Origin of the sequence: Mangrovimonas sp. ST2L15 (assembly GCF_001280515.1) — a bacterium.
GTDB classification, from domain to species: Bacteria; Bacteroidota; Bacteroidia; order Flavobacteriales; family Flavobacteriaceae; genus Mangrovimonas; species Mangrovimonas futianensis.
Map to the genome: position 1 here is coordinate 19846 of NZ_LBIQ01000028.1, position 12886 is coordinate 32731.

Consider the following 12886-nt stretch of genomic DNA (forward strand, 5'->3'; position numbering starts at 1 on the left):
AATAACAACAATTCAATTTTATGAAAAAATACCCCTTTATTATAACTGCTTTAGCTTTATTAACCATCGGATGCAAAAGAACCCAAGACCCTTTTGAAATTGACAAAGGACATATTGGTTTACTTACAGATTCTACTCAAGTGAAAGACATCAAGTCTTTATTTTCGAATGATTCGGTTGTAATTCTAACAGGTAGAGATGCCATGATGAACCCGAACAAAGGCATCGAAATATTTGATAAGGAAGGCAAGTCATTACTTGAGCTAACCGCTAAATCTAAAAATGACTCTACCTCTACTATTTCAACAGTAAAGGTAATCGACCCAAGATTCAAAACCCCAAAAGGAATCAATGTAAATAGCACCTTTGGCGATTTGGAAAAAAACTATAAAATATCAAAAATCGAAACCACTTGGAGGAATGTTGTGGTTTTTGTTAACGAATTTGATGGTTTCTTTACCATTGAAAAATCAGAATTGCCTGGAGAACTTCAATTTGACCAAAATGCTAAAATTGAAGCTATCCAAATACCTGATCAAGCAAAAATCAAGTACTTCATGATAGGTTGGTAAACCAATGAACCCTTTTTTCTCTAAAATACTAGCAGATATCGCCCGAAAAAAGCTTAAAGCAAAAGCTCCTTCGGCACCCATAACTAAACGGCAACTTGTACCTGCCATTAGGTCGCTAAAGGTGGAAGTCTCACATGCTACTAAGGAATCACTTTATATTATTATTGGGGTGTTTTCTGCTGGTTTTGGATTGAAAGGTTTTTTACTCCCCAACGGATTTATTGACGGCGGAGCTACAGGTATTTCGCTTTTATTAGAGAACATTACAACAATAGAGTTAAGTTTTTTACTCATTCTTGTTAACCTTCCTTTTTTAATTTTGGGCGCTAAAACCTTTAATATCAAATTCGCCATTAAAAGTATGGCTGCCATTGCATTCTTAGGGTTTGTTGTTCATTATTTCAATTACCCAACCATTACTGAAGACAAATTACTTATTGCTGTTTTCGGTGGTTTTTTCCTTGGATTAGGTATTGGAATGTCTATAAGAGGTGGAGCTGTAATTGACGGGACTGAGGTCTTAGCTATCTTTTTAAGCAGAAAGCTCTCTTTAACGGTTGGTGATGTTCTGTTACTTATAAATATTGTTATATTCTCCTTTGGAGCTTATATGCTCTCTATTGAAATTGCACTCTATGCCATTTTAACCTATTTGGCAGCAGCAAAAACAGTAGATTTTGTTGTAGATGGCGTTGAGGAATATGTAGGAGTAACCATTATATCTAAAGAGCATGAAGCTATCAGAGACATGCTTATTGAAAAGCTAAGACGGGCTTGCACTATTTATGCAGGAAAGGGCGGATATGGAAGTGAAGGGAAAAGCTATGATAAGGACATAATCTATACCGTTATTACCCGCTTGGAATTAGCAAAACTGCACACTGAGATTGACAAAATAGACAGCAAAGCCTTTATTATAATGTCCTTGGTTAAGGATCTGAAAGGCGGGATGATTAAACGTAAACCTCTAGAAAAAAAATGAAAAAATTCATCATACAAACTGAACCGTTCGTAGTCCCAACAACTGACGGAAAAATCATTAAAGAACATTTTGGAAACACCACTGATGGTAATTCGGAAATAAGTATCGCTCATATGATTGCTCCTTCTGGATGGAGTGAACCATTTCAAACCCCAGAATTTGATGAATACACGTTGGTCCTTAGAGGTAAAAAACAATTTATTATTGAAGGAGAAACTGTGGTTTTAAGTGCAGGCCAATCCATTAAAATTCAAAAAAATACCCGAATCCAATATTCCAATCCGTTTGCGGAACCATGTGAATATGTTGCCATTTGCATGCCGGCCTTTTCCATGGATGCAGTACATCGAGAAGAGAAATAACAATGATTATTCAAAAACTAATTGGGTTTAAAATAAATTCGGTCAGCCTTTTTTCTTCAAAATTAGCTGGCAGGATGGCTCTATTCCTTTTCACAAAACCGCTGAAAGGAAAAATCAACGAATTACAATCAGACTTTCTAGACACGGCCTTCCATGAAGAATTAAACCATCAAGGAACTCCAATCATGACCTACCGGTGGTTAGGAAATAAAAAAACGGTTCTATTAGTACACGGATGGGAAAGCAATTCTGCTAGATGGCGAGCCATTATACCAGAACTTCAAGCAAAAGGTCATACAGTCGTAGCACTAGACGCTCCTGCCCACGGACGGTCGGGAAGCAGAAGATTTAACGCCTTATTGTATGCCGAATTTATTAATGAAGCAACAAAAAGGTTCCATCCAGAAATCATTGTAGGTCATTCCGTAGGAGGAATGGCTTCGGTTTATTATTTACACAAATACCAACCCCCTTCTGTAAAAAAAGTAGTGCTTTTGGGAGCCCCATCTGAATTTTCAGATATCATTAGTCGGTATTTTCTAATGATGGGTTACAATAAAAAAACCATAAACGCCATTAAAAAAAGAATCAAAGATAAATATGGCATTGAGGTGGATGATTTCTCTTCTGTAAAGCACCTAAAAACTATTCTTTCAGAAGGTTTAATTATCCATGACAAAACAGATCCCATAATACCTTACGAAGATGCCGTTTTAATAAATTCCAATTTTAAAAACAGTACCTTGATAACAACCGAAGGTTTTGGGCATTCGCTTTATGATGAAAGTGTCTCAAACCACATATATCACTTTATAGAAAGTTAGACTATCTTTGCAGCCATGGAAGACAACCAAGTAAGAATAAATAAATACTTGAGCGAAGCTGGATATTGCTCCAGAAGGGAAGCTGATAAATTAATTGAACAGGGCCGCATTACTATAAACGGACAAGTCCCAGAAATGGGAACCAAAGTATCTCCCGGTGATCAAGTTTTTGTTGACGGAGAGCTAATTTCCAACAAAAAGAACGATTTCACCTATTTGGCTTTCAATAAGCCTGTGGGCATTGTATGTACCACGGATACTAGAGTTGAAAAAGACAATATCATTGACTTCATCAATTATCACAAACGCATATTTCCTATTGGAAGATTGGATAAACCCAGTGAAGGTCTTATCCTATTGACCGATGATGGAGATATTGTCAATAAAATTCTTCGAGCTTCCAATAACCACGAAAAAGAATACATAGTCACAGTTGACAAACCCATTTCCCAAACATTTATTGAACGAATGTCTCAAGGCGTTCCTATTCTTGATACGGTTACAAAAAAATGCCACGTTGAAAAGATAGACTCCTTTACTTTTAAAATTATCTTGACTCAGGGATTGAATCGCCAAATTAGAAGAATGTGTGAATATTTGGATTATGAAGTTCAGACCTTAAAAAGGGTACGTATTATGAATATCCCTTTGGATGTACCCATTGGAAAATACCGTAAATTAACGGATAAAGAACTCATTGATCTCAACAAATTACTTGGGGATTCCCAAAAACATTTCACAGAAAAAACAAGACCTAGACGCTCCAGGAGATAGCACTTCAGTTGTTAAAACTTTTATAACTACCCTTTTAATCAGGAAATAGTATCCTATCTTGATGCTATATTAACACGTAATCCCTTATAGATTACTCAAAACCATCATCAATTTATGATACGTATATTAGCAATCATCCTAACCGTTGGAGGTATGATAGGACTCGTCTTAGGAGTACTTGGTATTTTTGGAAACAACCTCATATCCTTAAGCCCTTGGGCATTAACAATCTTAGGATTTATATTTTTCCTATCTGGAGTTTCTATGCTTAAATATCGCAGGGACAAACCAGCGTAGAGCAAATGCTATTTTTTGCTTTTTAGGTGTCTTTCCCTAGCCAATAACGTATTTTTCATAAGCATCGCAATGGTCATCGGTCCTACACCACCAGGAACAGGGGTAATGAAGCTTGCCTTTTTACTTACGTTTTCAAAATCTACGTCGCCAGTGATGCGATAACCTTTTGCCGTGGACTCATCAGCAACTCTAGTGATTCCAACATCGATAATTACTACGTCATCCTTTACCATTTCGGCTTTAAGGAAACCTGGAACCCCAAGTGCAGTAATGATGATATCAGCTTGAGACGTTATTTGGGAAATGTTTTTGGTATGACTATGCGTTAAGGTTACAGTAGAATTCCCTGGAAACCCTTTTCTACCCATAAGAATACTCATAGGACGACCAACAATATGACTTCGACCAATAACCACAGTATGCTTACCTTGGGTCTCTACTCCGTAGCGCTCCATAAGCTCTAAAATTCCAAATGGCGTAGCTGGAATGAACGTACTCATATCCAAAGCCATCCTTCCAAAATTCATAGGGTGGAATCCATCGACATCCTTATCTGGATCTACAGCCAAAAGCACTTTTTGGGTATCGATTTGCTTTGGTAAAGGCAATTGAACAATGTATCCATCTATTTCTGGATTGGCATTCAATTCTTGAATTTTTTCCAACAACTCAATCTCACTGGTTGTACTAGGCATTTTCACAAGTGTAGATTCAAATCCTACCAACTCACAAGCTTTAACTTTGCTACCCACATAGGTTAAACTAGCGCCATCATTTCCAACCAAAATTGCAGCCAGGTGAGGAACTTTTTCTCCTCTAGCTTTCATTCTATCTACTTGTTCTGCGATCTCAGCCTTGATATCGCTACTTGTTTTCTTACCGTCTAAAATTGTCATATCCTGTTTGTTGAGTTGTATTTATAAATAAAAAATATGAGGGATTACCTCATATTTTTCATCATTTGCATCATTTGTTTGCCGCGGCCTCCTTGCATCATCTTCATCATTTTGCTCATCTGATTGAATTGCTTCAATAACTGATTCACTTCTTGAACCGATGTCCCAGAACCCTTTGCTACACGTTTTTTTCTAGTAGCATTCAAAACAGAAGGTGTTGATCGTTCTTCTGGAGTCATGGAATGGATTATTGCTTCGATATGCTTGAAGGCATCATCATCAATATCAATATCTTTCATCATTTTACCAGCTCCTGGGATCATGCCAATCAAATCCTTCATGCTACCCATTTTCTTGATTTGCTGTATCTGACTTAAAAAGTCATCAAATCCAAATTGGTTTTTGGCAATTTTCTTCTGAAGCTTACGCGCTTCTTCTTCGTCATATTGTTCCTGTGCTCTTTCTACAAGAGACACAACATCTCCCATCCCCAAAATACGGTCTGCCATACGCGAAGGATAGAACACATCAATCGCATCCATCTTCTCACCTGTTCCAATAAACTTGATTGGCTTGTCTACAACAGACTTGATTGAAATGGCGGCTCCACCTCGGGTATCACCATCCAACTTGGTTAAAATAACTCCATCAAAATTCAAGACATCGTTAAAGGCCTTTGCCGTGTTCACAGCATCTTGCCCTGTCATGGAATCAACCACGAACAAAGTTTCCTGTGGCTGAATCGCTTTATGGATGTTTGAGATTTCGGTCATCATGGCCTCATCTACGGCCAAACGACCTGCAGTATCTATGATAACCACATTGTGTCCATTTGCCTTAGCATGCGCAATACCGGCTTGTGCAATAGCAACAGGATCTTGATTTCCTTTATCACTAAAAACCTCAACATTTATTTGGCCACCAACCACATGTAACTGATCAATCGCTGCAGGACGATACACGTCACAAGCAACCAATAAAGGTTTTTTGGTTTTCTTATTTTTTAAATAGTTTGCCAATTTACCAGAAAAAGTCGTTTTACCAGACCCTTGTAAACCAGACATCAAAATAACAGATGGATTCCCAGATAAATTGATTCCTTCGGCATCACCACCCATTAATTGGGTCAATTCATCTTTTACAATTTTCACCATTAATTGACCCGGCTGGAGAGTTGTCAAAACATCTTGACCTAAGGCCTTCTCCTTAACCCTATTGGTAAATTCTTTGGCAATTTTAAAGTTAACATCGGCATCCAGCAACGCTCTTCTAACCTCTTTTAAGGTTTCCGCTACATTGACTTCGGTAATACTTCCGTGTCCTTTTAATACGTGTAACGCCTTATCTAACTTCTCACTTAAACTATTAAACATATGTTACTTGAAATTTTAAGAAGTGCAAATTTAAGGATTTGTAGTGTATTTATAAAGTTTCATTTTAATAAAAAAGCTACCCCAAGGAGTAGCTTCTTCTTTTAAACCAATTATGCGAATCATAAGCAGGTGTAGCAATCGCCGTCTAGGTTATATAGATCTCCTACTTCATTGTCACTTAAGGTGCGCTTATAAACCCTTAAATCATCTAAGTGGCCTGTAAACCAACTCCCCAACAAATAACTACTTAAAGCGTCGGAGTCTATATTAAAGTTTGAGTTTTCATCTATATTTCTTAGAATTCCGTCTCGGTACAATCTAATGGTATTATTTGAATCCCTAGTTACCACTAAATGGTGCCAATCAGTATTATTCCACGGAAAATCAACCTCTTGATTCCAGTCATTATCCCACAAACCATAACCATTTGTTGTATCACTGACTAAAGGTGTATTAATATCATAAACTGCCAATTGAAAACCTTCTGAAAAAACTTCTCCTTTTTGAAAAAGGGTCTCCAAATTCCCAGCATCATCATTTTGCATTTTAAACCATAAGCTCACCGAAAAATTATCACCCTGAACCAATGCGTTTCCATCAGTTACAGGAATACTAAAGGACTCTTCACCTGTAAAGGCAACAGCACAGGTAGGATTGCCATCTCTATCCATTACAAACTCATTACTAATGTTTTCAGCCACATTGCCACTTATCAAATCCTTAGCCTCATTGGAAAACGGCATGTAAAGAACCAAATCATTAGTTAGAATCCCTGGATTAGCACAATCATCACAAGTACTCTCAAGAACCATAGTATCCTCACTATTAAGTGCTTCCAACACCAAGCTATTTTCTTCACAAACCACTACAGCCCAATTACCCGTAATAGCTTGAATATTTGGTCCCGCAACATTATTAAAAGTGACCACCACACCGGCAGTTGGTGTTTGGGATGTTGACCAAATAGCCGTTGTATCTAGACCATTTCCTATGATATTAAAAGTTCCATCTCCATTAAATGTAAGTTCATAAACCACCAAATCATCACTGCCATTATAGTTCACTATATTCCAAGTACAACTCTGTAAATAACCATCAACATCTACTTCTGAACATTCAGCGGCACATTCAACAGCTTCTAAATGAATTTCAAAAACTTGAAAATTACCACTATTATTTTCTATTCTTAAGTAGACGGTTTGTGGATTCATTTGATTTGAAAAATTACTTGCTGCAGGAATTTGATTTACTGCCATTTCTGCATCAGGCATAGTCATATAAAACGAAGGAGTAAAATCTACATCGCAAATAATGTTTCCTAAAACTTGGGTTTCCAAATCGAAAAGAGCCACTCCATCCCCATCGTAATCACAGGCCGTGATAGTCATGTCATCAAAACAATTGAAGGGATTTTCTATTTCTGTGCAGTCTTGGGAGATAATAAACTCTACGGTTCCGGCAACCGACTCTTGGGTCATAATAAACTCGCTTGTATTACATGTTTCTATCAACCAAGATCCATTCATAACCTCGGCACCCCAGCCAATTTCCGAGATATCTAATACGACTCCTGCACCAGCGTCAGTAGTTGAGGTACCCCAATTAAAGTCACCAAAACTCACCGTTGTATCTCCATCAACCATATAGGCTGTACCGTTCTCATCAAAATAGATCATATAATTTGCAAAAGTTTCAGCGTCTCCTGCTACAGATATCACATTCCAGTGACATTCGGTTAAATAGGCATCCACTTGCTCCTCGTTACAATTAACATAATCACAGTCCTCTTCAGCACTGTTAATAGCTTCTTCCAAAGCTTGATTGCTATTAACTTCTATAGTATTACCATTAGCATAAACCAAAGTCACCGGAAAGTTTAAACTTGCTAAAACCACATCATTCTCAGAGCCTTCCAAGCTTTCCAAAAATGCATAAAGAGCTTCATCATTATTAATTTCAATCGTATCAACTATTTGAAAATCGGTATTATAAATGGAGAAAGAAATGGGATATTGAAAATCAACACATTCAATGACTTCAGGCTCTTCAAAACATTCAGAAATAAGGGCGTCCAATTGCTCTTGGTTTTCAATGATAATTTCGGAATAGTCTCCCATTACCACAGTTATTGGGAAAGTAAACTCCACTTCATCACTCGTTGGCGTGAATAGTTCTTCAACCATCCACAAATCATCTAAAGAGGCAATTGTAATGGTGGTTTGGTTCACGGTAACCGTGACAGGCAATACAACCTCAGTACAACTAGAATTATCTAGAAGATTATCAACAGATCCATCATTGGTAACGGCCATATTCATTAAAACCACCAGATTGGATTCCGATTCCAAAATATTTTCGGCAGGAGGGTTTTCAATAATGATTTGTTCATCTTGGCAAGAAAAAACCAACATAGATAAAATCAAAAAAGTGAGTGAAAATTTTAAAAGTGATTGCATAGCTTTAAATTTTAAAAGACGTGTTTGAATATGAAACAGTTAATTTTCAAAATCTCCTACCTTCAAATTACATTTTTTTTACATTTACACATACTAATCCTCCAAAATGCCCAAAGATTTACAAGATCATATTTGTGATGACGCCCTATTTTCAAAGGCTTTCAGGACCCATGCAGACCATTTATACAAATTTCTATTTTACAAGTTTGGATCGCAATTAAATCCCAAAGATAAAGTACAGGAAGCTTTCATAAAACTTTGGGAAAATTGCAAAAAGGTTCCACCAAGCAAAGCAAAAAGTTACCTATTCACTGTAGCCAACAATTTAATGTTGAATGAGGTCGCCCACCAAAAGATCGTTCTCAAACATCAACAAACCCAGCAAAGATCACATTCAAATGAATCGCCCGAGTTTTTAATGCAAGAAAAAGAATATCAGGAGAAGCTGGAAAATGCCATAAACAATTTATCAGAGGCACAGCGGGTAGCATTTTTAATGAACCGGGCAGAAGGAAAAAAATTCAAGGAAATTGCATTCATTCTGGATATTTCAGTAAAGGCCGTAGAAAAAAGAATTTATGGCGCTTTGGAAAAATTGAGAAAAGACATTAAAGAAATTTAAAAATAAGGTAGGGTTTTTATTAAGTGAACTGTTATATAGATATCAAAGATTATGGACAGAGAGCAATTAATACATAAATGGTTAAATCACGAGCTTACTCCTGAGGAGTTTGAAGCCTTTAAATCTCTGGATGATTATGAGGAGTTAATGAAACTGTCTCAAAATATTCAGTCTTATAAAGCGCCCTCATATGATTTGAACCAAGAACTTGCCATAGCCCTAAATAGGAAAAACGGAACTTCAAAAAAAAGAAGTTGGATGGTTCCTTTCATGAAATTTGCAGCGGTTTTGGTAATTTGCTTGGGTATCTTCTATGTCCTTACCACACAGCCTACTTCCACTCACACTGCTATAGCGGAAAGAGCAGAATTGGAGCTACCTGACGACTCCCACGTCACCTTGAATGCTTTATCAAATTTAACTTACAATAAAAACAACTGGAATAAGGAAAGAAAAGTAAGTCTTGATGGAGAGGCATTTTTCAAGGTTGAAAAAGGATCCAAATTTGAAGTGATCACCAATTTTGGAATTGTCTCTGTTTTGGGAACACAATTCAACATCAAACAAAGAGAACATTTTTTTGAAGTAACATGCTATGAAGGGTCTGTCAATGTTTTATATAAACAGAAAAATACTGTTTTGAAAAAGGGAGACACTTTTTTAATAATCGATGGGGAAATTTTAGCTACTGAAAAAGAAAACAAAAAACAGCCTTCATGGCTTGACTATTTAAGTTCGTTTAAAAGTATGCCTTTTAGGGAAGTGATTGCCGAAATGGAACGCCAATATGACGTCTCAATTAAAGTCAAAGGTATGGATCTCAAAACGCCTTTTACCGGAAGCTTTCCAAACAACAACTTAGAAGTCGCCTTAAAGACTATTAGCAAACCCCTACAATTGAATGTCAAACAAAAAGGTCAAACCATTATTTTAACGCGTGATTAGAATTCGAATCGGCTATTTTTTCTTGATATTCTTGAGTAGTATGGTTATGCTTTACGCTCAAGACAACCTTAATGAAAAAAGACCCTTGACCGAGGTTCTTGAAATTCTTGAATCTAAATTTCAAGTGCGTTTCTCATATGCCGACGACACCATTCTTGACAAATTTGCAATGGCACCAAATCCAGAGTTAACACTAAGTGAGGCTCTTAATTCCATTTCAAACCAAGTCAACATAACTTTTGAAATTATCAATAACAACTTTATAGCGGTTCAATCGGTTGAAAACACCTTATTCACAACCCAAAACCTCAATGAAGTTCTGCTCACAAATTATTTGACTTCCGGTATAATTTTAAATAAACAAGGTGATATTTCTATTAAACCGGAAGCTTTTGGTATTCTGCCAGGATTAATTGAACCAGATGTCTTCCAAACCATACAAGCACTACCAAGCATTACCAGTATTGATGAAACGGTTTCAAACATCAATGTTCGAGGTGGCACCCACGACCAAAACCTGATACTCTGGGAAGGTATTAAAATGTATCAATCTGGTCACTTTTTCGGAATGATTTCAGCAATAAATCCTCATACCATTAAGCAAATTGATATTTATAAAAATGGAAGCAGTGCCAAATATGGCGATGGCGTTTCTAGTATTTTAGACATGGAAACAAAAGGGTCTTTAGGAAATAATTCACAAGCTTCTTTTGGGATTAATATGACTCATATCGATGGCTATACTGAAATTCCTTTGGGACAGAACACTCAAATTAGCATATCCGCCAGACGTGCTATAACCGATTTCCTAAATACACCCACCTATCAAGACTATTTTGACCGCGTCTTTACCTATTCTGATTTAAATTCTGATAATTCTAGAAGCCAAGACGAAACATTCTACTTTTACGATGCCTCAGTAAAAATCTCACATCAATTAACAGATAAAGACCAGTTGAACATTTATGGGTTGACCATGAAAAATCAATTGGATTACCGAGAACAATCCATGATAGATTTGTCTTTATCTGAATCGAAAAGCAACCTTTCCCAGGAAACTTTTGCTGGCGGTATTTCACATACAAGGATTTGGACTTCAAAATGGAAAACAAATCTTGAAGTCACAGCCTCAAACTACTTGCTTGACGGCACCAATTTTGATATTGCAAACAATCAACGCTTGATTCAAGAAAATCAGGTCAAGGAAAATGCCATCAAGTTTCAATCAGATTATCAAATACATCCCAACTTGAAATTATCTGGAGGATATCAGTTTTTTGAAACGGGAATCAGTAATTTGGAAGACATCAACAATCCAGATTTCAGAAGATATATCAAAGAAGTCCTTCGCTCCCATGCAATTTATGCCGAAGGGAGTTTTCAAACCAAAAATCACCAAACCTATTTCAAACCAGGAGTACGATTTAATTACATTCCAAAGTTTGACAAATTCCTTTTGGAGCCCAGATTGCGCTTTGGACAGCGTTTTTTAAACCATTTCCGATTGGAAGTTTTGGGTGAGCTAAAAAGTCAAAACACTTCACAAGTCATAGACCTTCAACAGGATTTTTTGGGCATTGAAAAACGTCGGTGGATATTGGCCAATGATACCTCCGTGCCCATTATTAGAAGTAGGCAAATTTCAACCGGTATTCATTTTAGCAGAAATAAGTTATTAGTTAGTGGTGAAGTTTTCATGAAAAAGGTAGGAGGGATAACAACTCGAAGCCAAGGATTTCAAAATCAATATCAATTTGTAAATGCCACCGGATCATACAAAACCAAAGGAGTAGATTTTTTAATTAATAAAAAGTTTAGAGCATTTAGTTCTTGGATGGGATATTCATATAGTATAAACAATTACCATTATAGAGATCTCAATGATGGAAAAGATTTTCCTAATAACGTAGATATAAGACATCAAATAAAACTGGCTTCCACATACAGTATGAATAATTTCAAATTTGCATTAGGTTTGAATTGGCATTCTGGGAAGCCCTATACTTCTCCTATGCTTGAAGAGTCAGACGCTAGTATCTTCATTTACAATACACCCAACGCCGAAAGAATCAGTGATTATTTCCGTGTGGATCTTTCCGCCACTTACGACTTCAACATTTTCAAGGACAAAAAAGGATTTGTAGGAATGTCTGTTTGGAATTTACTAGACAGGAAAAACACAATCAACCGATATTACATCAGAGATACTTCTCAAAACATAAAAAAAGTAGATATAAAATCTTTGAGACTGACACCTAATGTCAGTTTAAGAATATATTTATAGATCCTCGGTTCTTTCTAATTTCAAGTAATCGATTTGGCCACCAGAATGATGTACCACCAATTCGATTTCATTTGTTGTATAATTTGAAATATTCCAAGTTTTGTTCAAAACCTTCATTTGACTGGGAGTTGCAAAGTAAACCCGAAAATCAATATTTTGGAACTTAGTTTCTGCTGTTTCCCTAATACTTCCATCAACAGCCCAAGCACCAGAATACTTGGAGTTCCTTTTATTGAGAACTTCTAAACTTCCGTCTGGATTAAAGCTAAAAGACATTTTTTGAAATGCTTCTGTTTTATCAACTCCAGACTCCAAAAAATAGGAAACTTCCCAACTTGTAGATCGAGCTGTCAGTTCAATATCTTTCATTATGACAGCTTGAGACATCTCTGCCTCATCCCTACTACATTGTGTTGACATTAAAGAAAAACCCAACATAAGGCACAATCCAAAAAAACATGTTTTTCTTAACATTTAAGCAATTTTTTATTTTAAATCG

13 protein-coding genes are annotated in these 12886 nt (G+C 36.5%); 9 read left to right on the forward strand and 4 right to left on the reverse strand.

Annotated features, from left to right (window positions below; translation table 11 throughout):
• Window positions 1–20 precede the first annotated feature (20 nt).
• The 6 genes from ZA07_RS02475 (at window position 21) to ZA07_RS15860 (ending at window position 3811) form a co-directional block, all read left to right on the forward strand.
• The gene (locus ZA07_RS02475; protein WP_053970151.1) at window positions 21–572 is read left to right on the forward strand and encodes a hypothetical protein; all 552 of its coding nucleotides are present in this window, start codon (window positions 21–23) and stop codon (window positions 570–572) included.
• A 4-nt stretch (window positions 573–576) separates the two neighbouring features.
• A complete protein-coding gene (locus ZA07_RS02480) occupies window positions 577–1554 on the forward strand; it encodes a YitT family protein (RefSeq protein WP_053970152.1) in 978 nt (325 codons plus the stop codon).
• A complete protein-coding gene (locus ZA07_RS02485) occupies window positions 1551–1916 on the forward strand; it encodes a cupin domain-containing protein (RefSeq protein ID WP_053970153.1) in 366 nt (121 codons plus the stop codon). The genes ZA07_RS02480 and ZA07_RS02485 overlap by 4 nt, the downstream gene beginning before the upstream one ends.
• A 74-nt stretch (window positions 1917–1990) precedes the next feature.
• Window positions 1991–2740 carry an alpha/beta fold hydrolase gene (locus ZA07_RS02490; RefSeq protein ID WP_231628616.1) on the forward strand — a complete coding sequence of 250 codons (750 nt, stop codon included), beginning with the start codon at window positions 1991–1993 and terminating at the stop codon, window positions 2738–2740.
• A gap of 15 nt (window positions 2741–2755) precedes the next feature.
• A complete protein-coding gene (gene rluF, locus ZA07_RS02495) occupies window positions 2756–3514 on the forward strand; it encodes a 23S rRNA pseudouridine(2604) synthase RluF (RefSeq protein ID WP_053970155.1) in 759 nt (252 codons plus the stop codon).
• Window positions 3515–3628: 114 nt separating this feature from the next.
• A complete protein-coding gene (locus ZA07_RS15860) occupies window positions 3629–3811 on the forward strand; it encodes a hypothetical protein (protein ID WP_082316494.1) in 183 nt (60 codons plus the stop codon).
• 8 nt (window positions 3812–3819) lie between these two features.
• On the opposite strand, the gene ZA07_RS02500 is transcribed toward ZA07_RS15860, so the two are convergent.
• The 3 genes from ZA07_RS02500 to ZA07_RS02510 form a co-directional block, all read right to left on the reverse strand.
• The gene (locus ZA07_RS02500) at window positions 3820–4707 is read right to left on the reverse strand and encodes a bifunctional 5,10-methylenetetrahydrofolate dehydrogenase/5,10-methenyltetrahydrofolate cyclohydrolase (protein WP_053970156.1); all 888 of its coding nucleotides are present in this window, start codon (window positions 4705–4707) and stop codon (window positions 3820–3822) included.
• Window positions 4708–4751: 44 nt separating this feature from the next.
• Complete coding sequence (gene ffh, locus ZA07_RS02505) at window positions 4752–6080, reverse strand: signal recognition particle protein (RefSeq protein WP_053970157.1); 1329 nt, start codon at window positions 6078–6080, stop codon at window positions 4752–4754.
• Window positions 6081–6199: 119 nt separating this feature from the next.
• Complete coding sequence (locus ZA07_RS02510; protein ID WP_053970158.1) at window positions 6200–8536, reverse strand: LamG domain-containing protein; 2337 nt, start codon at window positions 8534–8536, stop codon at window positions 6200–6202.
• A gap of 106 nt (window positions 8537–8642) precedes the next feature.
• Here ZA07_RS02510 and ZA07_RS02515 point away from each other — a divergent pair, with 106 nt between their 5' ends.
• Genes ZA07_RS02515 through ZA07_RS02525 form a run of 3 tightly spaced genes read left to right on the forward strand, consistent with a single transcriptional unit; the run spans window position 8643 to window position 12387 of the window.
• Window positions 8643–9158 (forward strand): RNA polymerase sigma factor, encoded by a 516-nt coding sequence (locus tag ZA07_RS02515; RefSeq protein WP_053970159.1) that lies wholly within the window; start codon window positions 8643–8645, stop codon window positions 9156–9158.
• A gap of 51 nt (window positions 9159–9209) precedes the next feature.
• The gene (locus ZA07_RS02520; protein ID WP_053970160.1) at window positions 9210–10103 is read left to right on the forward strand and encodes a FecR family protein; all 894 of its coding nucleotides are present in this window, start codon (window positions 9210–9212) and stop codon (window positions 10101–10103) included.
• Window positions 10096–12387 carry a TonB-dependent siderophore receptor gene (locus ZA07_RS02525; protein WP_231628617.1) on the forward strand — a complete coding sequence of 764 codons (2292 nt, stop codon included), beginning with the start codon at window positions 10096–10098 and terminating at the stop codon, window positions 12385–12387. Before ZA07_RS02520 ends, ZA07_RS02525 begins: the two co-directional genes overlap by 8 nt.
• Here the strand turns inward: ZA07_RS02525 and ZA07_RS02530 are convergent.
• Entirely contained in the window at window positions 12382–12861 is a 480-nt protein-coding gene (locus ZA07_RS02530) for a hypothetical protein (protein WP_157492039.1), read from the reverse strand. The genes ZA07_RS02525 and ZA07_RS02530 overlap by 6 nt on opposite strands.
• Between the last annotated feature and the right edge of the window lie 25 nt (window positions 12862–12886).